This is a genomic window from Paenarthrobacter sp. NPDC058040 (assembly GCF_042885775.1).
Lineage (GTDB): Bacteria > Actinomycetota > Actinomycetes > Actinomycetales > Micrococcaceae > Arthrobacter.
Map to the genome: position 1 here is coordinate 67,904 of NZ_JBHVRN010000012.1, position 24,918 is coordinate 92,821.

24 protein-coding genes and 1 tRNA gene are annotated in these 24,918 nt (G+C 63.4%); 15 read left to right on the forward strand and 10 right to left on the reverse strand.

Annotated features, from left to right (window positions below):
* Positions 1-50: 50 nt before the first annotated feature.
* The 5 genes from ACFVSJ_RS17315 (at position 51) to ACFVSJ_RS17335 (ending at position 4,138) form a co-directional block, all read left to right on the forward strand.
* The gene (locus ACFVSJ_RS17315) at positions 51-1,088 is read left to right on the forward strand and encodes a LacI family DNA-binding transcriptional regulator (protein ID WP_387438179.1); all 1,038 of its coding nucleotides are present in this window, start codon (positions 51-53) and stop codon (positions 1,086-1,088) included.
* Between the two features lie 82 nt (positions 1,089-1,170).
* Entirely contained in the window at positions 1,171-1,884 is a 714-nt protein-coding gene (locus tag ACFVSJ_RS17320) for an alpha/beta hydrolase (protein ID WP_387438276.1), read from the forward strand.
* Positions 1,885-2,414: 530 nt separating this feature from the next.
* The gene (locus ACFVSJ_RS17325) at positions 2,415-2,972 is read left to right on the forward strand and encodes an ankyrin repeat domain-containing protein (protein WP_387438277.1); all 558 of its coding nucleotides are present in this window, start codon (positions 2,415-2,417) and stop codon (positions 2,970-2,972) included.
* A gap of 96 nt (positions 2,973-3,068) precedes the next feature.
* Positions 3,069-3,584 (forward strand): DUF4265 domain-containing protein, encoded by a 516-nt coding sequence (locus ACFVSJ_RS17330; RefSeq protein WP_387438180.1) that lies wholly within the window; start codon positions 3,069-3,071, stop codon positions 3,582-3,584.
* Between the two features lie 110 nt (positions 3,585-3,694).
* Entirely contained in the window at positions 3,695-4,138 is a 444-nt protein-coding gene (locus ACFVSJ_RS17335; protein ID WP_387438181.1) for a hypothetical protein, read from the forward strand.
* Positions 4,139-4,545: 407 nt separating this feature from the next.
* On the opposite strand, the gene ACFVSJ_RS17340 is transcribed toward ACFVSJ_RS17335, so the two are convergent.
* From ACFVSJ_RS17340 to ACFVSJ_RS17350, 3 genes are all read right to left on the reverse strand, one after another.
* On the reverse strand, positions 4,546-5,319 hold the full coding sequence (locus ACFVSJ_RS17340; protein WP_387438182.1) for a sugar phosphate isomerase/epimerase family protein: 774 nt from the start codon (positions 5,317-5,319) through the stop codon (positions 4,546-4,548).
* A gap of 87 nt (positions 5,320-5,406) precedes the next feature.
* Positions 5,407-5,973, reverse strand: coding sequence for a GNAT family N-acetyltransferase (locus ACFVSJ_RS17345; protein ID WP_387438183.1), 567 nt, complete (start codon positions 5,971-5,973; stop codon positions 5,407-5,409).
* Between the two features lie 104 nt (positions 5,974-6,077).
* Positions 6,078-6,932: a LysR substrate-binding domain-containing protein gene (locus tag ACFVSJ_RS17350; RefSeq protein ID WP_387438184.1), complete on the reverse strand. Its 855-nt coding sequence runs from the start codon at positions 6,930-6,932 to the stop codon at positions 6,078-6,080.
* Positions 6,933-7,089: 157 nt separating this feature from the next.
* On the opposite strand from ACFVSJ_RS17350, the gene ACFVSJ_RS17355 reads away from it, so the two are divergent.
* On the forward strand, positions 7,090-8,475 hold the full coding sequence (locus ACFVSJ_RS17355; RefSeq protein WP_387438185.1) for an MFS transporter: 1,386 nt from the start codon (positions 7,090-7,092) through the stop codon (positions 8,473-8,475).
* A 23-nt stretch (positions 8,476-8,498) separates the two neighbouring features.
* On the opposite strand, the gene ACFVSJ_RS17360 is transcribed toward ACFVSJ_RS17355, so the two are convergent.
* From ACFVSJ_RS17360 to ACFVSJ_RS17370, 3 genes are all read right to left on the reverse strand, one after another.
* The gene (locus tag ACFVSJ_RS17360) at positions 8,499-8,972 is read right to left on the reverse strand and encodes a nuclear transport factor 2 family protein (RefSeq protein ID WP_387438186.1); all 474 of its coding nucleotides are present in this window, start codon (positions 8,970-8,972) and stop codon (positions 8,499-8,501) included.
* Positions 8,973-9,077: 105 nt separating this feature from the next.
* Positions 9,078-9,151, reverse strand: a tRNA-Gly gene (locus ACFVSJ_RS17365).
* Positions 9,152-9,220: 69 nt separating this feature from the next.
* On the reverse strand, positions 9,221-10,768 hold the full coding sequence (locus ACFVSJ_RS17370) for a D-alanyl-D-alanine carboxypeptidase family protein (protein ID WP_387438187.1): 1,548 nt from the start codon (positions 10,766-10,768) through the stop codon (positions 9,221-9,223).
* Between the two features lie 194 nt (positions 10,769-10,962).
* On the opposite strand from ACFVSJ_RS17370, the gene ACFVSJ_RS17375 reads away from it, so the two are divergent.
* Positions 10,963-11,406, forward strand: a complete 444-nt coding sequence (locus ACFVSJ_RS17375; RefSeq protein ID WP_387438188.1) for an SRPBCC family protein — start codon at positions 10,963-10,965, stop codon at positions 11,404-11,406.
* A 3-nt stretch (positions 11,407-11,409) separates the two neighbouring features.
* Here the strand turns inward: ACFVSJ_RS17375 and ACFVSJ_RS17380 are convergent, their stop codons facing one another.
* Positions 11,410-13,320 carry a CAP domain-containing protein gene (locus ACFVSJ_RS17380; protein WP_387438189.1) on the reverse strand — a complete coding sequence of 637 codons (1,911 nt, stop codon included), beginning with the start codon at positions 13,318-13,320 and terminating at the stop codon, positions 11,410-11,412.
* A gap of 119 nt (positions 13,321-13,439) precedes the next feature.
* Between ACFVSJ_RS17380 and dcd the strand changes: the two genes are divergently transcribed.
* Both dcd and ACFVSJ_RS17390 read left to right on the forward strand, forming a co-directional pair.
* Complete coding sequence (gene dcd, locus ACFVSJ_RS17385) at positions 13,440-14,015, forward strand: dCTP deaminase (protein WP_387438190.1); 576 nt, start codon at positions 13,440-13,442, stop codon at positions 14,013-14,015.
* Positions 14,016-14,505: 490 nt separating this feature from the next.
* On the forward strand, positions 14,506-15,105 hold the full coding sequence (locus ACFVSJ_RS17390) for a hypothetical protein (RefSeq protein ID WP_387438191.1): 600 nt from the start codon (positions 14,506-14,508) through the stop codon (positions 15,103-15,105).
* 132 nt (positions 15,106-15,237) lie between these two features.
* Here the strand turns inward: ACFVSJ_RS17390 and ACFVSJ_RS17395 are convergent, their stop codons facing one another.
* The 3 genes from ACFVSJ_RS17395 to ACFVSJ_RS17405 all read right to left on the reverse strand — a co-directional run bounded on the left by ACFVSJ_RS17395 (position 15,238) and on the right by ACFVSJ_RS17405 (position 18,392).
* Positions 15,238-16,437: a cation:proton antiporter gene (locus ACFVSJ_RS17395; protein WP_387438192.1), complete on the reverse strand. Its 1,200-nt coding sequence runs from the start codon at positions 16,435-16,437 to the stop codon at positions 15,238-15,240.
* A 3-nt stretch (positions 16,438-16,440) separates the two neighbouring features.
* Positions 16,441-16,923, reverse strand: a complete 483-nt coding sequence (locus ACFVSJ_RS17400) for a cation:proton antiporter regulatory subunit (protein ID WP_387438193.1) — start codon at positions 16,921-16,923, stop codon at positions 16,441-16,443.
* Positions 16,924-16,988: 65 nt separating this feature from the next.
* Entirely contained in the window at positions 16,989-18,392 is a 1,404-nt protein-coding gene (locus ACFVSJ_RS17405) for an MFS transporter (RefSeq protein ID WP_387438194.1), read from the reverse strand.
* A gap of 197 nt (positions 18,393-18,589) precedes the next feature.
* On the opposite strand from ACFVSJ_RS17405, the gene ACFVSJ_RS17410 reads away from it, so the two are divergent.
* From ACFVSJ_RS17410 to mnhG, 6 genes are read left to right on the forward strand one after another with little or no spacing between them, the layout of a single operon-like run.
* A complete protein-coding gene (locus ACFVSJ_RS17410) occupies positions 18,590-21,577 on the forward strand; it encodes a Na+/H+ antiporter subunit A (protein WP_387438195.1) in 2,988 nt (995 codons plus the stop codon).
* Entirely contained in the window at positions 21,574-22,074 is a 501-nt protein-coding gene (locus tag ACFVSJ_RS17415) for a Na(+)/H(+) antiporter subunit C (RefSeq protein ID WP_387438196.1), read from the forward strand. The genes ACFVSJ_RS17410 and ACFVSJ_RS17415 overlap by 4 nt, the downstream gene beginning before the upstream one ends.
* A complete protein-coding gene (locus ACFVSJ_RS17420) occupies positions 22,071-23,639 on the forward strand; it encodes a Na+/H+ antiporter subunit D (RefSeq protein WP_387438197.1) in 1,569 nt (522 codons plus the stop codon). The genes ACFVSJ_RS17415 and ACFVSJ_RS17420 overlap by 4 nt, the downstream gene beginning before the upstream one ends.
* Positions 23,636-24,199, forward strand: a complete 564-nt coding sequence (locus tag ACFVSJ_RS17425; RefSeq protein WP_387438198.1) for a Na+/H+ antiporter subunit E — start codon at positions 23,636-23,638, stop codon at positions 24,197-24,199. The genes ACFVSJ_RS17420 and ACFVSJ_RS17425 overlap by 4 nt, the downstream gene beginning before the upstream one ends.
* The gene (locus ACFVSJ_RS17430) at positions 24,196-24,474 is read left to right on the forward strand and encodes a monovalent cation/H+ antiporter complex subunit F (protein ID WP_387438199.1); all 279 of its coding nucleotides are present in this window, start codon (positions 24,196-24,198) and stop codon (positions 24,472-24,474) included. Before ACFVSJ_RS17425 ends, ACFVSJ_RS17430 begins: the two co-directional genes overlap by 4 nt.
* Positions 24,464-24,847 (forward strand): monovalent cation/H(+) antiporter subunit G, encoded by a 384-nt coding sequence (gene mnhG / locus ACFVSJ_RS17435; protein ID WP_387438200.1) that lies wholly within the window; start codon positions 24,464-24,466, stop codon positions 24,845-24,847. Before ACFVSJ_RS17430 ends, mnhG begins: the two co-directional genes overlap by 11 nt.
* Positions 24,848-24,918: the final 71 nt, after the last annotated feature.

Genomic DNA, 24,918 nt, shown 5'->3' on the forward strand with positions numbered 1-24,918 from the left:
ACATAATTTCCCTAGCGCCAGCCCCGACGCTTACAGACAAGGAGGGCCCCGTGGCCGCCAGCACACTCAGTGAAGTAGCCCGTTTGGCGGGGGTTTCCCTTGCCACGGCGTCCCGTGTCCTCAACGGCTCGTCCCGGAAGCCGGCCGAAGGCATCGCCGAGCGCGTCCGTGAGGCCGCCGACAAGCTCGGATACGTTCCCAACGCCCAGGCCCAGGCGCTGGCGAAGTCCAGTTCCGGCCTGATTGGCCTGATCGTCCACGACATTGCCGACCCCTACTTCTCTGCCATCGCACGCGGGGTGCAGGACGCGGCCCGCGAACAGAACCGGATGGTGTTGCTGGCCAGCACTTCCGGCGCGCCCGCCGACGAACGGGAAGCCGTGGCGGCGTTCGCCGCGCGCAGGGCGGATTCCATCGTCATCGCCGGTTCGCGTTCGGCGCGGCCCGAGGACCAGGGCGGCAACGCGGAGTTGGCTGCGGAGTTGGACCGGTACTGCCGCAACGGCGGACACGTGGGCGTGGTGGGCCACGGGATCGTTGGTGCCACCACTGCCGAGGGATATCACGTGGTGGAGGTTCCCAACGAGGAGCTTGCCGCGGGCCTCGCCACGGAACTGGCTGCCTCCCACAACGGCACCTTCCTCATCGTGGCCGGGCCTGAGGGGCTGTTCACCTCGGATGACCGCGTCAGGGGATTCCAGCGTGGCCTCGCCGACTCTGGCCGCCCCGCCGCCGAGGTCGTCCGCAGCGGCTTCAACCGCTCAGGAGGATACGAGGCAGGGCTGGATCTTGCCGGGCGCATCAAGAACTCGACGGAGCGCCTGTGCATTTTCGCCGTCAACGACGTCATGGCCATCGGGGTCACCGCAGCGCTCCGGTCCGAGGGCGTCTGGATTCCCCGGGATGCGACCATCGCCGGTTTTGACGATATCGAAACCCTGCGCGACTTCCGTCCCGCGCTTTCCACCGTCTACTTGCCCCTTGAAGACATTGGCCGTCTCGCCGCTGGCGCACCGGATGGCGGCTCGGTCAGTGGTTCCGTCAAGCTGCGCCGGAGCACCGAAGTTCCAACCGACAACCCCGCCTGACGCGACCGTGGACCGAGCAATTCACGACGACGGCAGGCTGGCTTTTGCGCCTACCACTCCGACGCTCAAGGAGCCTTCCGCGCTGGCGGTGATTCCCGCCGTCGGGCCTTCATCGGTGCCGGCGCCGGCGATGCTGGTCCTGCCCGGGGGAGGCTATGCCCGGCAGGCCGACCATGAAGCCGAACCCGTGGCTGAATGGCTGGCCTCGCTCGGAGTCCATGCGTTCGTGCTGCGTTACAAGGTGGCGCCACATCGCCATCCCGAGCCCCTGGCGCATGCCAAAGAAGCCATGCTGTGGATCCGCAGCGGCGCTCATGGGCTCACAGTTGATTCCAAACGCGTGGGCGTTTTGGGCTTTTCCGCCGGTGGGCACTTGGCCGGCTCCTTGTCGGTGGCGCTGCCGACTGGTGACCCCACGCTGGATCAAGCTGGTGCCGTCCCCGATCTCAGCGTCCTTTGCTACCCGGTGATTTCCTTCGTGGATTCCGTGCATCATGGGTCGGTGGACAACCTTGCCGGCGAGGGCGCTCCTCCGGACCTCTTGGAGCAACTCTCGCTTGAGCGCCGGGTCCAGGCGTCCACTCCACCCGCGTTCCTGTGGCACACCGCGGACGACGAAGCCGTGCCGGTTAGCCACAGCCTTTCGTACGCTGCCGCCCTGGCCAAGGCGCGGGTCCCGGTGGAACTCCACGTCTTCCCGCACGGCGTCCACGGAATTGGTTTGGCTGGCGGCATGCCCGGCGCCGGGCAATGGCCAGATTTGTGCGCCGCGTGGCTGTCCCGGGTGTGGGGTTAGGGGCCGGACACTACCTGTGCGGGGTCTTCCACATGCAGTGGATGCTGCGATTACTGCGCCGCGGGCAGCACGGATAGCATGAAAAATGCCACCCCAGCGGAGTGGCATTTTCCTGATCTCATTTATCTTCAAGCGTAGGCTTGCGCCCTCAACGATCGTCGCAGCACGTTTGCTGTAAACGTATGAGTTACGCGGCCAGCTCGAAGATCAGAGCGGACGTGTAGCGTTTAGGGCATCTTCACCGGGCAGTTTTGCGGGCGGGTGTTACGGGAATCCGGGTACCGCGAAGTCCCGAGGAACTTGGCTCCGGGCTCCTCAGCAGTGAAAGCGGCCGGTGGAGGACCGGCTTACGGGCACATCATGGGCCTGAATGTTCTGTGACTGGACCGATAATGGCAGGGTTAGATCATCTAGAGACCATGGAGGTACGGCATGGACGATCTTGATGAAGATGAGCTTGATGGAATTGAATTTCTGGAAGGCCTCCCGCCATTAGTGCGCGCTTCCCGAACTGGAAACCTCGGCGAGGTCTGTTCACTGCTTGCCCAGGGCGTTTCACCTGCAAGGCCGATTCCGACGGATGGTCCGCGCTGCACGCCGCTGCATCGCGAAACTATGCTGAGATCATTCGGGTACTGCTCGATGCGGGGTGTCCGGTCGACGTCATGGACGATTCCGGTTTTACCCCATTGCTCAACGCCGCTGGCCCGGGGAAGACCGAGACAATCAGTCTCCTCCTTGCCGCTGGAGCGGACCCTAACGTCAGGGAATACCGACTGCTTCAGACGCCCTTGCTACGTGCGGCCGACTACGGAAACGTCGAAGTCGCACAACTGCTTATCGATGCAGGAGCGCGCATCGACGACAAATCCCGCGGTGTCACGGCTCTGATGACGGCTGCGGAGTCGTCGGACGGGCTGGAAGCGGTAAGCGTCCTTCTGAAGGCCGGCGCAGATCCTCGAATAGTGGACGACGGAACAGATGAAAAATTCGTAGGGATGACCGCTGCTGATTACGCGCGTCGTGTGGGCAACACCTTGATCGCGGACTTGATCGAGGCCTGGACGCAGCGACATACAACGAGTTAGCCAGAACATGTACGGTGGTGGATCCCTCCTCCGACATAGGGCAGGTATGCCTGCCGGAGAGCTCTCATGGATGCGTGTATTGGGTAGTCTCAGCTGGTGACTGACTACCGGCAACATCCCAGCGTCGTAGCACATTGGCGCGATGGTTCACTCCAGCCGCTTCCGGAGGCTCAGGAAGCGGAAGAGACCCTATGGTTTGCGGTGCCCGCTGAACCTGACGCCGAGCAGATGTGGGAGGGTCTTCGGGGTCGCCTGGAAAAGGATGGCACAGCGACTGTCTTGGCAGTCCCTGCGTATCTCTATGACGTCAACTTTGGCGACCGCGTGAACGTGATGCGATCGGCGGAAGATGCAATTGTTGCCACCGGAGTGGAGCGCGACGCTCTGAACTTCACATTTAGAGTGCTGCTGAAATCGGATGACCCCAACGCGTGGCAGCCTCTGGCCTCTGAACTTGCCGAGCAGGGTTGCCTCCTCGATTTCATCTCTCCGCGGTTCTTCGCCATATCTTGCGGCGAGCCCCAGGCGCAGGAAGTCGCCGACAGATTATTCGCACTGGACCGCGATGGCGTCCTTCATTATGAAACTGGAAGAACACAGCAGGTGAAGTAGGCAGCCGATGGAACTGCTGTCCGGTAAAGGACCGGCTTACGGAAGTCACTTCGATTCTGGCAACGGGGCACGTCCAGTACCCCTACACGATCTGAGCGATGATTGTGGCCATGACATCGGATCTTGATTGGACGCACTTCCATAGGGCCTTCGGGGAAGACCCAGGCGTGCTCCCTGATGGCGAGGTACTCGGGAGTGCAGACGACGATTGGGATGCAGTGTTTGCGATGCTGCATGGCAGCGGCTGGCGAGTGACAACCAGTGACGGCCATTCACCTCTGCCGCCCAACAGATACGGTCTTGCCGAATTTGAGAGCTTTGCTGTCTGGCCCGTCGATGGAGTACGCGTCAACTTCTTCCCCGCCCCGGATGCGGTGACATTCGACGTCGACCTCCGGGAACTTGTCAGCCAGGCAACAGTAGACGGAGTAGCAGACCTGATGAGAAGGCTCGGAACAACGCTTCGTAGAGATGTCGTGCTGAGAGACGAAGGCTCGAACGGCGCGCCAGCCGTTCGCTACACCACTGCCACGGACCATTTTTCACTGAATTGAAGGCGGGTCCGCAGCAGACCCCCGGCCCGCCCGGTAAAGGATCCCCTAACCGGCGCGTTATGACGCGGCATCTGCGAGGCCCCGCCCATGTTCACGCAAGAGGGCTAGGTGATCGATCTGGCGAGTCGGCCGGCCGTCGTCTCCCACATCGAACTAGTAAGTGGCGGAACCGCAAGAGGAGTGCTGGTCTCCGCGGGGCTGGCTTCACGGCCTTGGGTAGTACTGAGCGGCCATAAGAGCAGTGTGCACTGTACCTGTGCCTCAAAGCGTGCAATTCTCCACCCGACCTGTAAAGATCGGCCTCCGTACGTGCCGAATGCTCCGTCTTAGGGGTTCTCCAGGCTCAGTCAAATGAGTGGGTCCCGCATGGTGTCGGACCTGTTGCGTAGCCGGCTAGGAGATTTGTGTCAGTCCTCGCCCAGGGTGATGCCGTGCAGGAACGCGGCGTCGTTGAGGACGTTCTCCGGGAGGTCGTCCTCGACGAACTCCATCATGATGTCCAGGTCCTTGCCGTTCCCGCGGAGCACGTCGGACACGGCCTGCCAGAGCAATTTCCGCGCCCGGAGCGGATGGCGTTCCGCTTCCGGCCCCCACGAGAAGCAGTGGACGCCCACTACGTGCGGCAGGACCTGGTGAAGGGAGTCCAGCGCCTGCTGGTCGGAAAGCCCGACGGCGGGCTGCCAGTAGGTGCCGACGTTGCCATGGTCAACGCGCTTCAGGAGTTCAAGAGTGGTTTCGGGGGAGTCCGTGAGGGTGTTTCCGTGGTACTCGAAAGCGAGGGCAATCCCGCGTTCTGCCGCGAGGTCGGCTACGCGAACGGTATCGGTCACGACGGCTTCCCAGTGGTCATCGCTGGCCCCGTTGCTGCCAATCTCGCCCGCCCAGATCCGGATGCGGGGGGCGCCCAAGGTTTCCGCGAGATCAAGATCGCGGTCGAAATCGCCGAAGGATCCCGCCCGGTAATAGGAACCCAGGGAGAGAACCGTCAGGCCGGCTTCCTCTGAGGCGTTCCTGGCGTGCTGTGCCGAGGCTGCATCGCTGACATGCACATCCGTGCCCCACTCGATCCCGGCGAGTCCGGCCTCAGAGGCGATACTAACCACCTCGTCAATGCCCTTGGCGCGCAGCGTGACAGAACAGATGCCGGGCGTCAGGTCCGCCAGTGTAGTGAGGTCGATCATTGAAACAGGATACCGGGAATGCGCTTACCCAGTAAGTGGTGACATCCATTCGGACAAATCCGAACACTTGGGTACCGACGAGCGGGACTAGACCGGGATCCAGTAACGACGTACCGGCTCAGTGACACCGAAACTTGGGTCGAAACTCTCCGCTGGTCGGGTGCTTTCCAGCGCACCCCCACAGCTCTCAATGGTTAATGCGGAAGGAAGATTTGAGTCGAGACAGGTCACCAGAACCCTGTCCAGGCCAAGGCTACGGGCCTCGTCCAAGGCACCCCTGAGGGCGAGCTTCGCCGATCCCCGGCGTCTGGCGCTCGGTCGGATTCCGTATCCGACGTGTCCTCCCACATCGGCCAGATACTTGTTGGAGAGTGCGTGCCTTAGGCTCACAGCGCCGAGGTAGGTACTGCCTTCAACAACCCACAATGACGTCTGGTTTGAGAATCCTTCGAGCGGTTGAAAGGTTTCCAAGGCCAGGTTGTTCAGAAGATCTACCCATTTATTGAACCCGTGAATTTCGTGAAGGTTCAGCCCATAACGGTCGGCCAGGAATACGGAAGCGCCGTCTTGGTCACGAGTTCCCCATTCCTCCAGGCTTTCAAGCCAAGATTCTCTGTAATGCGGGGAAGGTGCTACCAAGAAAGGAACAGTCATTTCGCGAGCCTAGTACACAAATCCGGACGGGATCCGATCCCTCCTGGGGCATGTGGATAACATTCCCATCATCCCGGATTTCCTCTGTGTGCATGTTCCGAACACTACGTCGACTTGTTCAGCGTCCTGCCCATGATTGCCTGCGTCAGCGCATCAATGACCTCCGCGTTGGCCAGCGGGTTGCGGATCAGGGTGAAGTCGACGTCGCCAACTGGCGGGAGGTCGAAGCGCTGGGTGATCACTTTGAGGTCTTCGGGCACCAGGGATGCGGGCATTACAGCCACTCCGATGCCTGCGCGAACGGCTGCGAGGACGCCGCTGATCTGCTTGGTACTGCACGTGATCCGCCATGTCCGTCCGGCGGCCTCGAGGGCGTCGATGGCCAGTTTCCGGCTCAGGCTCGGCGCAGGATAGGCAATCAGCGGCACGGGTGCGCCGGGTTCCAGTACGGTCTGTTCAAGTCCCACCCAGGCAAAGTTGTCGTGGCGGACCACTGTGCCGTCCTTGGCCCCGGCAACCCATTTCACGAACACCAGGTCCAACTGCCCGGCGTTGAGCCGTTTGTACAACTGGTCGCTCTGGCTGACGGTCAGTTCCAGGTTGATCTGCGGGTACAGTTGCCGGAATTCGCGCAGGATCCGGGGGAGGCCGGTGATGGCGAGGTCGTCCGCAGTGCCAAAGCGAAGGCGACCCCGCATGGCCGAACCGGAGAAGTAACGCGCCGCGGAATCGTGGGCGGCGAGGATGCTTCGAGCGAAGCCGGCCATGGCATCGCCGTTGTCAGTGAGCCGGACCTCGCGGGTGTCCCTGGCCACGAGAATACGCTTCGCGGCGGTCTCGAGTTTGCGGACATGCTGGCTCACGGTGGGCTGGGCGAGCCCCAGTCGTTCAGCTGCCTTGGTGAAGCTCAACGTCTCCGCGACGGCCAGGAACGAGCGGAGCTGGACGGGTTCAAACAACTAAAACTCCTCAGGCGTTCGGCCGGACCAGGCGCGATGACAGGGGCACTATTGCATTCCGCAATCCTAGTTATCATCCCAATACGCTTCCATAATTGCTGCTGGCAACCATAGCGTTAAAGCCATTCCACCGAAACTCTCGATCCGAGGACTACTTTTGGCACCCCCACCGCCTTCAGCGGCAAACGTCAGCCAGCCCGTCATCGATTCCCTGTCCGCACCACACGTGCCGGACACCGTCACCGAGCCACTCGCCGTCGTAAGCGAAAAGCTGCCCTGGCGGCACACCTTCATCTCGTTGAAGGTCCCGAACTTCAGGATCTTCGCCATCGGCCACTTCATCGCCGTGATCGCCATCTGGATGCAGCGCATTGCGCAGGACTGGATGGTGCTCCAACTGTCCGGTTCCGTCACCGCCGTCGGAATCACCGTGGCGCTGCAGTTCATGCCTTCCCTGTTCCTCGGCCCGTGGGGCGGCATGATGGCCGACCGCTTCGCCAAACGGAAGATCCTCATGATCTGCCAGTCGGCGGCAGCGGTCCTGGCGGCAGCCCTGGCGGCGCTGTCACTCACCCACACCGTGGAGGTGTGGCACGTTTACGTGATTGCCCTGGTTTTGGGTTTCGTTACGGTCCTCGACCAGCCTGCGCGGCAGGTGTTCGTCAACGAACTCGTCGGCCCCAAATACCTGCGCAACGCCATCAGCCTGAACTCCACAACGTTCCAACTGGGCGGCCTGATTGGCCCTGCCTTGGCTGGCTGGCTGCTCACTGCAGTGGGTGCAGGCTGGGCGTTCGCTGCCAATGCGGTTGCGTGCTGCTCCACCGTGACCATGCTGATGATCCTGCGCAAGGACCAGCTCCACCTCAGCCAGCCGACGCCCCGCAAAAAGGGCATGCTCCGCGAAGGCCTGCACTACGCGCTCAGCAAGCCCACCATTTACTGGCCATGGTTGATGGCAGGCTTCGTGGCAGTTTTCGCGATGAGCCTTCCTGTGCTGCTGGCCGCCTTCGCGGACCACGTGTACGACGCCGGTGCCGGAGGCTACGGCCTGCTGAACGCCATGGTTGCGCTCGGTGCACTGACCGGAGCAGTGGCGTCCACCCGCCGCCGGGAGCTGCGGTTGCGGTCGGTGGTCCTTTCTGCCGGGCTGTACGGATTGATGCTGGTCCTCTCGGCAGCGATGCCGTCCATGGTCTGGTTCAGCGTCGCGATGGTCCTCGCGGGATTCTGGTGCCTCATGTTCCTGACTGCCGCAAACCAGATGGTGCAGACAAGCTCCAACATGAGCATCCGTGGACGCGTGATGAGCCTCTACCTTGTGGTGCTCATCGGCGGGCAGGCCATCGGCGGACCGGTGATGGGCTGGCTGGCCGAGCACTTCGGACCGCAAGTGGGCATCCTGATTGCCGGCGGTGTGCCGGCAGCGGCGGCTGCGGTAGTCGCCGTCGTACTGGCACGGAAGTCATCGCTGCAACTCAAGGTGGACCTGCGGGACCGGCGCCGGGTCCTGCGGATCGTGGCCAGGACCCGGACAGCCTGACGGGCGGCCCTGCTCAGGTGGCGTTACTGCGACGCCGCCTGGGCAGGAGCTTCTTGGAGCCGCCCGTGGGTGACCCTGTGGCTGACGCGATCGGCAGTGTCGTCCATACGGACCAGATGCTCCACGGGTTCCATGTAGAAGCGGGCGGTGTTGATGGCACCCTCTTCAACGCCGAAAATGACCACGCCCGTGAGCTCATGCGGTGTGCCATCGCGCCAGGAACCCTGCATGTGGAGTTCCGTCCATACCTGGCTGGCGGTCACACTGTGTGAGACCATCCGTACCTTGATGTCCGGAACCCCGGTAAAGAGCTGTTCCCAATTGGTGCGGATGGTGTCCCTGCCCGTGAATCCCCGGGTGGGGTGGGCGGGGGTTTCGTTGACGTAGCCAGGCGAGAAGCACTCGGCCAGTCTTTCGAGATCGTGCTTATTCGTGGCTTCCAACAGGCGGTGGATGACGGCGAGTGGACCCGCCCCAGCATCGTCGGTGAGAGTCATTGGAGGACCTCCCGGATAGGTGATGTACCTACGATTTTAGGCTCGGGAGCACACAAGAAAAGACCCCTTGGCTGGTGAACTGGTCCATCAGCCAAGGGGTCTTGCTGGAGCGGGCGACGGGAATCGAACCCGCGTATCGAGCTTGGGAAGCTAGCGCTCTACCATTGAGCTACGCCCGCATCGCCCCGGTTGTACGCCGGAGCGAATCCCAGCTTAGCGCAGTTCAGCGGGTGCTCCGGACAGGCGCGCTACTTGAAGATCTTCAAACTGTTCCACCCCGAGCCCACTTGGAAGTAGGTGGTCCACTGGCTGCGGCCCAGACCGTAGTTGTAGAGGTTGCCCTCCATGGTCTGCGCCGTGATGCCACGTGTTCCAGCGCCGGTCAGTCCAAAGCTTGGAACCAAGGCCCGCATGTACTGCCAACCCGTTCCTACCGTCATGGCTGGTCCGTAAAAGCCTGCCCAGCCGTCGCCGCGGTAGTTGATCAGCGAACCCGAGGCGGTCCGGGCAATGAGGTCGTTGGCGCCGTCTCCCTCCCAGTCGGCCATGGTCAGCTCCATGCCGTTCCAGCCTTTGCCGATGATCTGCGGGCCGCTCAGGGCGCCGCCGAAGGTGTTGGGGTAGTAGCGGAGCACGCCGTCAGGGAAGTACCCCACTACGCTGGGCCTAGGATGCGCGTGGGACCACTTGCCCACAGTGATGGTCATCTGGTCCCAACCACCGTTGCCCACCACAACCTGCCCCGCGAAGCCGCCACCGGGAAGCCCCCGGAAAACGCCCAGGACGCCGTTGTTCCACTGGGCCAGGATGTCGTAGACACCATCGATGTCCCAGTCCACCACGAAGCCTTGCTTGAGCCCTGTCCAGCCCGAACCGATCTGGACCGGCGCCGCGTAACTGCCCACCGCCGTCGCCGGGAATCGAAGCAGGCGCCCGGAAGAGTCTGCGGCAACAAGGTCTGCGCCCGACTTGATGCTCGCACCGGCGGCGGTGTTGCCGGCGAAGTACTGCTCCAGAGTGGGGTACCCGCGGCGGTTCATGTCCGTGGCCAAGGCAACACCCACATACCGGAGGTGCCAGGGTTCGTAGCTGTATCCAGTGGTACCCGTATAGCCGTTGGGATACCTGACGATGAAGCCGTACTTGTGGGCATTCGCCGCCACCCACTTGCCCGCCGCGGTGTCCCCGAAGCACGTGCTCAGCCCGCACGAACCGTTCTGGTTGCCCACGTCCACGGCCAAGCCGGTCTGGTGCTCGCTGTATCCCGGACGGGCTGAGATGGTGTCCGCGTACGCCTGGCCATAAATGCTGACGTAGTAGGAGTACACCTGCTGCTGCTGTGCATAGGAGCGGTAGCCGCTCACGATCGAGAGGCCACCCGTGCCGGCATCCGCGGCACCCTGGAACAGCCCGTTGAGCCACGCAGCGGCTTCTGCGCGCAGGTACTGTCCTGAGCCGCGGGCGTTGATGAGGTCGCCCGGCGCGAAGCTTGCGGGGTTCAGGGGCCTGGATTTGTTGACCAGCACGGAGAAGCTTGCCGGATCGCCCACCGGGTCGACGCTCGGGAGCGGGTTGACGGTGGCAGGGACTGCGGCTTGGGCGAATAACGACGCCGGGGCGGCGTTGGCTGCGGCGCTCAGCGGGGCTGCACTCGCCGGAGCGGTGCCCGCCGGAGCGGCGCTCGCCGGGGTTGCGACGGCAACACTGCCGGCCACGGCGATGGCGAGGAAAGCCGCGCACCCGGCCAATCGCCGTCGTACTTTTCCTGCCCATGGTTGTTGGACGCGAACCTGCATTTGATCCCCCACTTCGGTTTTTGCCAGCCGCAGGCACTCTACCGGGCTTGGGCAGGAGTGTCAGGTAACCATTCGGTCAAGGCTCGTGTGGCCGTGTGTCGCGGGCCGCTACGGCTGACTATTCTGAAGGTGTTAGCTGCAGTGTATGGGGAACCGGGCTACGACCATTCGACCGTACGCCGAAAGAGGTTTCCATGGCATTTGCAGCCCATGAAGTGGTGATCAGCAGGGACGCCATGACCGTGTTCGCATTCCTCATGGACGGGATGAACAACTCGCTCTGGCGTTCCGGGATCCGCAGCATCGAACTCCGTTCCGGTGTGCGCGGCGAGAAGGGCGCTGTTTACCAGCAGACCCTCACTGGACCCGGCGGCCGTCCCATCGCCGCCGACTTTGAGATCACCGAGGCCCGTCCGGGGGCGGAAGTCCGCTTCGAGGTAGTGGCCGGACCGGCAAGGCCCAGCGGTGGCTACTACCTCAGCACCGAAGGGAAGACCACGCGGCTCAGGTTCGCGCTGGAGTACCACCCCAAGGGCCTGCAGAAGCTGATGAACGGCATGATCCAGAAGACCATGGAAGCCGAAGTCGCCCAACTGGAGCAGCTCAAGACCGTGATTGAGTCCGAGCCCGCCGCCTGAGGCTTACTGGGCCAGCTTGAAACCACTCCAACCGCCGCCCACGGTGACCGGCGCAGTGAGTCGTCCCGAGGTGAGGTCCCAGTATTCAAGCACGCCGTTGGTGCCCAACCCGGCAACGCCGGTGGTGCCCGGGCCGCCGACGCCCTGCAGGGCGCGGATGCCGCTGTAATCCGTCCATGCCGCGCCGACGATCGGCCGCGCTTCCTGCCGCGGCGTCGCAAGCCCGCTGCCGCGGTACAGGCGGAGATTGCCGGTGGCCTCGACCGTCAACAGGTCCTGGAAGCCGTCCGCGTTGTAATCCACCATGCTCAGGCGCACGGCAGGGTTCCCCGTGCCAATGGCCGACTGGCTCCGGATGTAGGAAAGCCCGGAGTTCTTATAGAGCCACAAACCGCCTGAACCATCCATGGCAACGATTTGGGGGAGCCGGTTGTTGGCGCACCATTGGCCCACGGAGATGGTGAGCGACTGCCACCCCTGGCCCAGGACCCCCGGAGAACCGAAGCCCCCGGACGCCTTGCCCGGGTACACCAGCAGCTGTCCGTCGGTTTTTTGCGCGATGAGGTCGAAGACGCCGTCCCGGTCCCAGTCGGAGACGAACAACTCCTTGAGGCCAGTGAAGCCCGCGGCGATCTGCCTGGCCGAACCGAACTTGGCGTTGCCCAGGGACTGGTAGGAGTACACCGTGCCGTTCTGGGAAACGGACACCAGGTCTGCTGCGCTGCGGATGGACGCAGCTTTCAAGTCCACGGTTGGCGGTTGGTGCTTGTCGCCGGGCTCGCACGCGCCCACAGGGTCCGTAGGTGGCGTCACCGTTCCGCCGGGGCGTGTGGTGGTCCCGGCCGGCAACGTGGTGTAGCCGAAGAAATTGACCACACCCCACAACGTGTAGCGGTTGGGGGTGGTCTGCCAATTGCCGTCGGTATACGTGATGCCGATGCCCATCACGTTGAACCGTGGGTCCCGGAGCAGCGCATCGTGTCCGGGGGAGCCCTTCCACCATTCCACGAGCTGCGCAGCGTCACGGTCCCAACGGACCGCAATGACCTCGCCGGCGCCGTTGTTCGGGTTCATCGCGCGCGGATCAGTCCAGAAGTTGGCCCGGTGCTGGATCACTTCCCGGCTTGCGATGTTGTTGGACCACTCCTGCGCAAGGTTGGCCACGGTTGCGTGGTACTTCACCGGAGCCAGGCCAAGGGAGGCACGGTAGCTGTTGATCGCGTTGAAGACGGTCAGGATCGCGGCCGAGTTGTTGTCCGGGAGCAGGGCGAGGGCGCCGTTGTCCGTGGTGGGACTGCTGCTGGGGGCCTTGCCGGGGAAGGGGGTTTGGATTGGGCTCTGGCTCGCGGTTGGGCTGGGGGCGGTTGCCGTGGGTGTGGGCGTTGCCGCTGGCGTGGCGGGGGTGGTGCTGGTTGCCGTGGGCGTTGCGCTTGCGGAGGCCGACGGCGTCACGTCCGGTAGTGGCCCAGCTGCCGGCGCGGAGGGGGTTGGGTCAACCGATGGTTCCGGATCTGCAGGTGCCGGACCAGCGACTTCGCCGCCGGGAACCTCCGGCGTGGTGGCCTCCAGTGCCGGGGCGTCAGGACCCCACGATGGGCCGATATTTGGAACGGGTGGGGGAGATTCGACCGTGGGTTCGACGGCGACCGGCCGGGTGGGTGCAACTGGAACCGTCGCTGGACCCTGGTCAGTGGCTGTGGTGCCGCTTGGCTCCTCGCCGGGGGCGGGCGATTCCGCCGTTGGCGAGTCGACCGCCGTCGTGCTTGGTTCGGGAGCCTTGAGGCCGGAAGGTGCGCTGCTGGACGGAGTGGTTCCGCCGTCCGGAACTGCCTGCGTGGCAGGCAGGAGTTGACTGGATCCGGCTACCACCAATGCCAGTACTCCGGCCACGACGATTGCCGCAGGCGCTGCCAATTTCCCCACAATTACCCCGCGAATGCTCGATGCCCCCAAAGTCCGGGCGCGGCTTAACCTGTCCGGGAACTATAGTCGCACGGGACGGCGGGGACAATGCATGCGGTATTTTTGATGCTGTGCTGATCTCTGACCGCGATATTCGTGCCGAAATTGACTCCCAACGGATCGCCCTTGAACCGTACGACCCCGCGATGGTTCAGCCGTCTTCCGTGGACGTGCGGATCGACCGGTTTTTCCGTCTCTTCGACAACCACAAATACGCCCACATCGACCCTTCCGAGGAACAGCCTGAGCTGACCCGCCTGGTGGAGGTAGAGGGCGACGAGCCCTTCATCCTGCACCCGGGCGAATTCGTGCTTGGCTCCACCTACGAGACCGTGAGCCTGCCCGACGACATCGCTGCACGGCTGGAAGGCAAGTCTTCGCTGGGCCGTCTCGGCCTGCTGACGCACTCCACCGCAGGCTTCATTGACCCCGGCTTCTCCGGGCACGTGACCCTGGAGCTGTCCAACGTCGCCACGCTGCCCATCAAGCTGTGGCCCGGCATGAAGATCGGCCAGTTGTGCTTCTTCCGCCTGACGTCCTCCGCGGAACACCCGTACGGATCCGGCGAATACGGCAACCGCTACCAGGGCCAGCGTGGTCCGACAGCCAGCCGCAGCCACCAGAACTTCCACCGAACATCTATCTGAGCTTTTGCGCCGAGGGGTTGGCTCTCGGCGCTTTGGCCTGAGATTATCCCCGGAAGCTCACCCCTCGGCGGAGGGCACCAGTTTGGACTACTCCTCCACACTGTGGGTAACCCACACCTGGTCCCTTCGGCGTGCCAAGAATGGTTTCATGCGGAAGCCGGAAACACTGCCCTTTGAATTGCAAGGTCGATCATTCACTTTGTCCGAGCAAAGGGCTGCGGGAGTTTCGGAACATCGTGCATGGGGTGGTGACCTCCTCGTTCCAAGCAGGGGAGTGCGGGTTCCGTGGGGCGCAGCCCAGGACATCTGGCACACTGCGCGGGTCCTGACCTCCGTCTCGAACGGAACAGTTTGCTGCCGGGAGACGGCCGCACTCCTCTGGGGTTGTCCGTTGCCACTCCGGGCCCAACGCAGCTTCCTCATACACCTGACCCGTCGCGATGGAACGCACCGCCCGCAACGTCGCGGTGTCCGTGGGCACCGTATGGTCTTGCCTGATTCCGATTTCTCCTGCTTGGACGGTGTTCCCTTAACCACGCCTGCCAGGACGTGGCTGGATTTGGCCGGGGTGCTTCCTTTCGAGGACCTCGTCGTAGCGGCGGACCACTTCATCTGCGAACAGGAGCGGAGCTTCGGACGCAACCGCGTGGCCCTGTGCTCCCTGGATGACCTGCGTGCGCAGCTCGAAACAGGCGTTGGCCGGCGGGGCATTCGCAAAGCACGGGCTGCACTGGAACTGGCCCGGGTGGGTGCAGATTCGGCGCCCGAGACCAGGCTCCGGCTCGCGTTGGTCCGGGCATTCTTGCCTGAACCCGTGCTCAGTTACGTGGTCTGCTCTGCTGACGGGAGAGAACTGGCGTGGCCGGACCTCGCCTTTCCTGAGTTCAAAGTCGCCATTAATTACGACGGCGGCCATCACCTCACAGCCTCGCAGAAGGAGTCCGACATCAGGCGGGACAAATCCCTGGTTGAGAACGGCTGGATTTCGATCACCGTCACCGCTGCGCACATCCGTTCCGGAGGGTTCGACTTCGCCGCGGTGCGGGTGCGGGACGCCCTCGTTCGTGGTGGGTGGTCACCGAAGGGTTAGGTCTCGGGGTTTTGGGGTGTGGTTCGTGCCGGGAGCTCACCCCTCGGCGGGCGGGCTCGTGTGCGAAGGGGTAGGTCTCGGGGTTTTGGGGTGTGGTTTGTGCCGGAAGCTAACCCCTCGGTGACGCGGCCGCTAGGCCGGGGTGCGCTCGGGTGTGCGAGGCGGGGCTTTGGGAGACTTGCGGAATGCCTTGACCACCGGCTCCACGAAACGCGCGGCGAGTGGTCCCATCACGGCCATGATCAGGACGTAGGCGGTAGCAAGGGCCGCGAGTTCATGGGGCACCGCGCCCGACGCCACTGCCAGGCCTGCGATGACGATGGAGAACTCGCCGCGCGCGATCAGGGCTGCACCCGCACGGAAACGTCCGGGCACGGCGATCCCGGCACGTTTGGCTGCCCAGAACCCGGTCAGGATCTTGGTGGCTGCGGTGAGCACAGCCAGCAGGAGTGCCGCGCCGAGGACAGGGGGAATGGAGCGGGGATCCGTGTTAAGGCCGAAGACGACGAAAAAAATCGCTGCGAACAAGTCCCGCAGCGGTTCAAGGATCCGGGTGGCGTTGTGGGCGGTGGCACCGGAAATCGCGATGCCCAACATGAAGGCACCCACGGCGGCGGAAACCTGCAGCGCCGAGGCGATGCCGGCAACCAACAGTGCCAGGCCCAGGACGTTGAGCAGGAACACCTCGGAATTCTCGCTGTGGATGGCCTGGGAGACGCGGTGGCCGTGCTTCAGCGCGATCACCAGGATCACAGTGACAACGGCCAATGCGATACCCACGGTTTGAAGCCCGCCGAGGAAGCCAACGCCGGCCAGGATCGCGGTGAGGATTGGAAGGTAGATGGCCATGGCGAGGTCTTCGAAAACCAAGATGGAGAGGATCACCGGAGTTTCGCGGTTACCGATCCGGCCGAGGTCCGTGATGACTTTGGCCGCGATTCCGGATGAGGAAATATACGTCACGCCGCCCATGACTATCGCGCCTACCAAGCCCCAACCGAGGAGCACGGCGATGCCTGCACCCGGGATGAAGTTCATGATGAAGTCCAGGACGCCGGCTTGCCAGGAGCGCCTCAGCCCGGTGACCAACTCGGAAGCGGTGTATTCCAGGCCGAGCATCAGCAACAGCAGGATCACGCCGATTTCCCCCGACAAATGCGCAAACTCGTGCATGCCGTCAAGCTTCACCAGCCCGCCGGCGCCGAACGCCAAGCCGCCCAGGAGGTAAAGCGGAATGGGCGACATTCCGATCCGGCCCGCCAACCGGGCCAGCAGTCCCAGACAGAAGACGACGGCGCCCAATTCCACCAGGGCAAGCGCGAGCGGATCCACGGGTCAGCCGTTGCGGAGGATGCCGGCGGCCGAGTCAAGACCTTCCTGCGTGCCGACTGCTACCAGCAGATCGCCAATGTGAAGGACGACGTCGGGTGCCGGCGACGGGACTACCTCGCCTTCGCGCATGATCGCCACGATGGAAACGCCGCTGCGGGTGCGGATCTGCGCTTTGCCCATGGGTTGGTTGACGAACGGGGAATCAGCGGTGATGGAGAACTGCCGGGTGACGATGCCGGGGATTTCCCGGTGTGCCTCGGCCAGGCGCATGGCGACGTGCTGTCCGCTCAGGAGGTTGCCCAGGCAGGACGCTTCGTCCGCGGTCAGCGGGATGGAGGCCTGGCAGGTATCGGGGTCGTCCCACGTCGAGACGAAAAGCTCGGTTTCGCCCTCGCGGTGCTCAACCACGCCAATGCGACGGCCAGAAGCCGTGACGAAATCCTTGCGGACACCAAGGCCCGGGAGTTCGGTCTCTTCCACGTTCATACGTACACCTTAACTCTCTTGCAAGCGCTGGGAAGCAGCGTTCGCGCTCGGCTGTAGCCGGGCGTTCAGTTGTCCGGGACCACGGCGATTTCGGTCTTGCTGGGCGGCTTCACAGGCAGGATCACCAGGAGGCCCGCCAGCAGGACCACCATGATCCCGAGGATGCCCCATCGTTGGGCTCCACCTTCTTCAACAAACGGAGCGGCAATTGTGATGCACAGGGTGAAGAGACTGGGCGCCAGGAAGCTTACGGCGCGTCCGGTGGTGGCGTAAAGGCCAAACAGCTCGCCGGATTCGCCGCTGGGGGCGAGCCGCGCCAGGTAGGCCCGCGACGACGATTGGGCCGGACCCACGAACAGGCAGAGCAGGAGGCCGAAGACCCAGAAGGTGCTGGCCCCGGGCCATTCGTTGCCGAAGATGACGTAGGTGCCGTTGCCCAGCACCAGGATGGCCGTTCCTGCGACGAGCAGGCCAACCAGGGAAATCACGATCACAGCCTTGGGACCGATCCTGTCGTCGAGGAAACCGCCAATGATGGCACCCACGGCAGCAACGACGTTTCCGAAGATCGCAAAGAAAATGACGTCCTTGAGTTCAAAACCAAACGTGCCGGCCGCAATCACTCCGCCGAAGGTGAAAACCGCGGCCAGGCCGTCGCGGAAGATGGCGCTGGAAAGAAGGAAGAAGATGGTGTGCGGGCTGGTGCGGTAGATCGCCGCGATGCGTTTGAACAACAGGCGGTAGGAAGCGAAGAAGCCCAGGGAGGCGGCTCCCTTCCTGCCCGGGAGTTCGGGCACTGCGAACAGCACGGGCAGGGCAAAGATGAAGAACCACAACGCTGAGAAGACGGCGACGAGCCTGATGTTCAATGAGTCCTGCGTGGATGATCCAAACCACTCGAAGGACGGTTGGACAAACAACTGCAGGACCAGGAGCAGGGCAACAATGCCGCCAAGATACCCCATGCCCCAGCCGAAGCCGCTGACCTTGCCGATGTTCTTCGGCGTGGAGATCTGGGCCAGCATGGCGTTGTAGTTCACGCCGGCGAACTCGAAAAATACGTTGCCTAAAGCGATGAGGCAGACGCCGAGCAACAGGAAGCCTGGCTGGGGGAAGACGAAGAAGCATAAAGCCGTGAGGAAGGCCGTGGCAGCGGTATTCACGCCAAGCCATAGTTTCCGCCTGCCTCCGGCATCCGATCGCTGGCCGGTCACAGGTGCCAACAGGGCAATGGCCAGCCCGGCTACGGCCAAGGCTGCGCCGAGGGCTGCCGACGCAGTGTCCTCTCCGCCGAATGCGTTCGAGGTGAGGTACACGGTGAAGACGAAGGTGGTCATGACTGCGTTGAAGGCTGCCGAGCCCCAGTCCCAGGCAGCCCAGGCGAGTACCTGCCCCTTGTTCGAGGCAGCCGGACCGGAGGCGAGCTCGGAGGAGGGATGGGAAGCTTCGGGAACTGCGGCCGCGTTCATAGCCTGAATGCTATCGGGCCGCTGTGAAAGGACGGGGGCGACAGACCGCTATGTGCACAACGCCGGACGTTGTCCACATAGCGCACTTTCCGGCGGGAACGCCCTTAACCCCTTGATAAACTGGAACAACCGAACCCAACTTATGCACCGCCTGCTCCAACTCTTGACAATTCCTTCCTGACTTTGCGGAGACAACATTGATCACAGTTCTCGCCATCACCTTTGTCGCGGCAACTGTGGCGCCCTTGATCTTCAGCAAACTTGGCAGGAACGCGTTCTATCTCCTCGCGGCGGTGCCGGCAGGCGCTTTTGTCTGGTTGGTCCTCCAGTACGCACCCGCCTATTCAGGTGGCGGCCTCGAAGAAGTCCTGCCTTGGATCCCTGACCTGAAGCTTGAGTTCGCCTTCAGGATGGACGCCCTGGCGTGGGTGATGTCCCTGCTGATCCTGGGCGTCGGCACGTTGGTGCTCGTGTATTGCGCGCGCTATTTCAAGGACAAGGACCCCGGTCTCGGCGGCTTTGGGGCGCAGCTGTTGGCGTTCGCCGGCGCAATGTTCGGCCTGGTGACCTCCGATGACCTCCTGATGTTGTTCATCTTCTGGGAACTCACCACCATCCTGTCCTACCTGCTCATCGGCTACGCCCGGACCCGTCTGGCCGCACGCCGCTCGGCCCTGCAAGCCCTCATGGTCACCACCGCCGGTGGCCTCGCCATGCTCGTGGGCCTCATCATCCTCGGCCAGGCTGCCGGGACCTACCGCATTTCGGCCATCCTCGACCACGCCGGGACGCTCATGGCCGGACCCATGCAAGATGCGGTGACTGCCGCCGTCGTGCTTGTCCTGGTGGGCGCCATTACCAAATCTGCGCTGGTCCCGTTCCACTTCTGGCTCCCCGGAGCCATGGCGGCGCCGACTCCCGTGAGCGCCTACCTGCACGCCGCAGCGATGGTGAAGGCCGGCATCTACATCGTCGCCCGCTTGGCGCCGGGCTTCTCGGAGTCGGACTTCTGGCTTCCGCTGGTCCTGGGGCTGGGCCTGGCCACTATGCTGATCGGCGGCTACCGGGCCCTGCGGCAGACGGACATCAAGCTCATCCTGGCCTACGGTACGGTTTCGCAGCTTGGCTTCCTCACCATGGTGGTGGGGCTGGGGCAGCCTGATGCCGCACTTGCCGGACTTGCCCTCCTGCTGGCCCACGGCTTGTTCAAGGCGACGTTGTTCCTGGTAGTGGGCATCATCGACCACCAATCCGGCACACGCGATATCCGCAAACTGTCCGGTGTTTTCCGTTCCTCGCGCGCACTCGGCGTGGTCGCTGCGATTGCTGCGGCGTCCATGGCGGGCGTTCCGCCGCTGGCCGGGTTCGTGGCGAAGGAGTCCGTGTTCGAGACGTTCGTTCACTACGCCACCGGGCATGACGCGCCGGCGTGGGGCATCTGGATCCTGCTTGGCCTGGTGATCGGATCAATCCTCACGTTCGCGTACAGTGCGCGCTTCATGTGGGGTGCGTTCGCCACCAAACCGGGCGTGGAACCCACTCCTTTCAAGCCCATCAAGCCGGCTTTCCTCGCCGCTCCCGCCATCCTGAGCTTCCTGACCATCGCCTACGGGCTTTGGCCAGTCCCCGTGGATACGTGGATACAGCCTTACGCTGCGCTGTTTGCGGACCGCGAAGGAGCGGTCGACGCCGGCCACCTCGCCTTGTGGCACGGCCTCACTCCCGCTTTGGGCCTGACAGCGCTGACGTTCGTGGTGGGCGCGGCCATGTTCTACGGCCGCAACGCAGTTTCCCGGGCCCAAGGCCTGGTTCCCGACTGGATCGACGGCGACCGGACCTACCAGCACACGATCGGCGCGCTGGATGACATCGCTGTATGGGTCACTGGCCGCACCCAACGTGGTTCGCTGTATTTCTACCTGACGGTCATCCTGACGGTTGCCTTTGCGGTTCCGCTCACGGCCCTGATCGCGGCGAACAAGCCCATACCCGAGGGTGTCTACTTCATCGATCCCAACTCTCCGCTGCAGATCATCGTGGGGATCGGGATCATTGTTGGTGCGTTGGCAGCCGTCCGGGCCAACAAGCGCTTCCTTGCCGTGCTCATGGTGTCGGTTACGGGCTACGGCATTGCCCTGGTGTTCGCGCTGCAGGGCGCACCGGACCTTGCCCTGACGCAGATGCTTGTGGAAACCATCGTGCTGGTGGCCTTCGTGCTGGCCATGCGCAGCCTGCCTGCCGAACTGAGGGACCGCACCGGCGGACGGCTTCGCGTGATCCGCGTGATCATCGGGGCGGCGTTCGGCGTCACCATGATCTTCGTTGCGATCTACGCCATGGGTGCCCGCGTGGCCACGCCGATCTCCCTGGACTTCCCGCGCCTGGCCTACGAGGGCGGCGGCGGTTTGAACGTGGTCAACGTGACCCTGGTGGACATCCGTGCCTGGGACACCTTCGGTGAGATCTCGGTGCTGGCCGTTGCCGCAACCGGTGTGGCCAGCCTGATCTTCGTGCGCAGCCGCGGCGACCGCATCAGAACCTCAGCCGAAGTGCCGGAAGGCAGCGTAGGGCGCCGCTCCGACGTCGGACGCGATGCGCGCGACGGAGCCACGCTGGCGGTCGCGCGGAAATTCAGTGACGTGACCCGCGATGCCTGGCTTGTGGCTGGACGTACGCTCGCCCCCGAGCGCCGCTCCATCATCTTCGAAGTGGTCACCAGACTGATCTTCCACTCGATGATCGTCTTCTCCATCTACCTCCTGCTGGCAGGCCACAACCTGCCGGGCGGTGGTTTCGCTGGCGGCCTGACGGCCGGCCTGGCGCTGACCATCCGCTACCTTGCGGGTGGACGGTTCGAGCTGAGCGAAGCCGCGACAGTAAGCGCCGGAACACTCTTGGGGACAGGACTCGCGACGGCGGCAGCCTCCGGTTTGGTGCCGCTGTTCCTGGGTGGCCAGGTGTTCCAGAGCGCCATTATCGAGTTCTGGCTGCCGGTGTTCGGCGACATCAAGTTCGTCACCTCAACCATCTTCGATATCGGCGTCTACATCGTGGTGGTCGGTTTGGCGCTGGATGTGCTGCGAAGCCTCGGAGCGGAAATCGATGAGCACTTCGAAGGCAAAGGCGCACCTGCAGCCGAAGCCGAGACAGCCGAAACCACTGCGGCCGGGAAGGGTAACGCATGAGCATCAACCTGACCCTGCTGATCGTCATGGGCGTCCTGTACGCCTGCGGAATCTACCTCATCCTTGAACGCAGCCTGACCAGGGTGCTGTTGGGGCTGATGCTCCTGGCGAACGCCACCAACATCCTCATCCTGTCCACGGGCGGGTACGCCGGGTTGGCGCCGCTGTTCAACAAAGAGACGGATCCGGGATCCTACAACGATCCCCTGCCGCAGGCCCTGATCCTGACTTCGATTGTGATCTCCTTCGCCGTCACGGCATTCATGCTGGGCATCATCTACCGGACCTGGGCGCTGGCGCGCCAGGACGAGATCCAGGACGACCTTGAAGACCGCCGCGTCGCGAAGACGCCGAGCTTCGACGCCGAAGACGACGCCATTGTGCCGTTGGAAACCTCGGAGTTCGCCATCACGCCGTCCACTCCGGAAGAACGGCTCCACCCGGAAGAAACGGAAACCCCCAAAACGGCGCAAAGCCGGGAAGGAGGCAGCGCGTGAACCTCGCAAACCTGTCACCGCTCGCTGTCCTCCTGCCCATCCTTGGTGCCGCGCTGGCGTTCGTGCTCATCAGGCACACGGCTGCCCAGCGTGCCGTGAGCATCGGTATCCTGAGCCTTACCCTGTTGCTGGAGTCGTTCCTTCTGATTTCGGTTTGGGACGGTGGAACCACATCCGTCACACTGGGCGGCTGGTTGCCCCCATGGGGCGTCGTCCTGGTGGTGGACCAGTTCTCCTCGCTGATGCTCGTGGTGTCCACCGTGGTGAGCCTCGCCGTCCTGATCTACGCAACCGGCCAGGGCATGGCCGACGGCGACCAGGAAGCACCCGTTTCGATCTTCCACCCGACGTACCTGATCCTGGTGGCTGGCGTTTCCAATGCCTTCCTCACCGGCGACCTTTTCAACCTGTACGTCGGCTTCGAGATCCTGCTGACCGCGAGCTACGTCCTGATGACCCTCGGCGGAACGGGACCCCGCATCCGGGCCGGCGTGACGTACGTGGTGGTCTCGGTAGTGTCGTCCGTGCTGTTCCTGATCGCAATTGCCATGATCTATGGCGCCACCGGAACCATCACCATGGCTGACCTGGCCATCAAGCTGGCTGAACTCGACCAGGGCACGCAGAACCTCCTGCACGTGATGCTGCTGGTGGCGTTCGGAATCAAGGCAGCTGTGTTCCCACTGTCCTTCTGGTTGCCCGACTCCTATCCAACGGCCCCAGCACCGGTTACGGCCGTGTTCGCCGGCCTGCTCACCAAGGTGGGCGTGTACGCGATGGTCCGCACCGAGACGCTCCTGTTCCCTGGCGACACCCTGAACACCCCACTGATGATCGTGGCGTTGCTGACAATGGTGGTTGGCATCCTCGGCGCGCTGGCCCAGAGCGATATCAAACGTCTGCTCTCCTTTACCTTGGTCAGCCACATCGGTTACATGGTGTTCGGCTTGGCGATGTCCTCCGTGACGGGGCTTGGGGCCGCGGTGTTCTACGTGGCCCACCACATTACGGTCCAGACCAGTTTGTTCCTGGTCACGGGCTTGATCGAACGCCGCGGTGGATCGTCGTCGATCGACCGGCTGGGTGGACTCGCCAAGCTCTCGCCGCTGCTTGCCCTGTTGTTCTTTGTTCCGGCCATGAACCTTGCCGGCATACCGCCGTTCTCCGGGTTCCTGGGCAAATTGGGCCTCCTGCAAGCAGGCGTCGAGCTGGGCACGCCTTTGGCCATCATCCTGGTGGTGGGCGGCGTGGTCACGAGCTTGCTGACACTGTTGGCGATCGCCCGCGTATGGAACAGGGCCTTTTGGCGGAAGCCCGAGGACGCCGAGTACCCGGACCCCGTCCTCCAGACCCCGGGCCGCGCAGGAGTGCTGCCCCGGACCATGGTGGGTTCCACCGCCGCGCTGGTGGTTTTCGGCGTAGCGCTGACCGTCTTCGCCGGACCCCTGTTCCAGCTGGCAGGTGGCTCGGCCGAAATCATGCTCGACCGCTCGGCCTATATCCATTCGGTCCTGGGTGACGGCGCACAGGTCCCCGCGCTGGCGCAGACGGGTGATGCCAAATGAGCCGCAAACCCATTTCCTTCCGCACTGAACTGCCACTGCTCATCTGGCTGGTGATTGTTTGGGGTGCTCTGTGGCGTGACTTCAGCCCAGGCAACCTGCTGTTTGGCGCACTCATTGCGATCGTGGTGGCCAAGCTGTTCTACCTGCCACCCGTTGAACTGAGTGGCCGCTTCAACGTCCTCCGGGCCATTCCCTTCGCCTTGGTGTTCCTCGGCAAAGTCGTGGCAGCGAGCTTCCTGGTCCTCTACCTGGCTGTGGTCAAAGGACCCAAGGTGCGTAGCGCCGTCGTCGCCGTTCCGTTGCGGAGCCACGCCGACCTGATGGTCACGGCCACCGGGCACGTTATCTCCCTGATCCCGGGCTCGCTGGTGGTGGAAGTGGACCGCTCGACCTCCACGCTCTACCTCCACGCGCTCAACATTTACGGAGAAGAGGACGTGCAGAAGATCCGTCACGAAGTGCAAAACATCGAGGCCGGGTTGATCAGAATCATGGGTACCCCCGCGGAATTGGAAGCCCTGCGGGCCGAAACCGCCGGCATGGAAGGAGCATCACTGTGAAGGAACTGGTTCTGGTAGTCACCGCGGTGATCCTCAGCCTCGCTGCGGCCGGCGCGATCATCCGGATCGCCGTCGGCCCCTCCTTGCTGGACCGGGTGCTCGCCTCCGACGTACTCTTGGCGATCCTCGGCGCCGCGCTTGCCGTAGACATGGCGGTAAACCGCCACCTGAACAATCTCATGCTCCTGGTTGCCCTCGCGGTTATCGGGTTCATCGGATCTGTGACAGTTGCCCGGTTCGTGGCTGAACGAAGGGGACAGGCCAATGACTCCTGACGCAAGTGGGGTAGACGTCGTCATAGATGCGGTGACGGCCGTGTTCCTGGTTGTGGGCGCCCTCATGTCCCTGGGGGCCGCCATTGGCCTGTTGAGGTTCCCGGACCTCATGAGCCGCATGCACGCAGCCACCAAACCGCAGGTATTGGGTTTGTTCCTCATGCTCGCTGCGATCGGGCTGCAGATGCGCACCTGGTGGGTGTGGCCCGTGTTGCTGGTTGCCTGGATCTTCCAGTTGCTCACCGCGCCGGTAGCGGCCCATATGGTGGGGCGTTCGGCCTACCGCACCAAGCACGGGCATCGTGAATTGCTGACCAAGGACGAGCTGGAAGCCGTGGTGCAACGGGCTGCCGAGGAACACTCCGAGCGTTAAACGCAACCCGAGCCTTAAACACAACGCGGGGTCACTTACGGCCCATAATCCCGGGAGGGATGGGCCGTAAG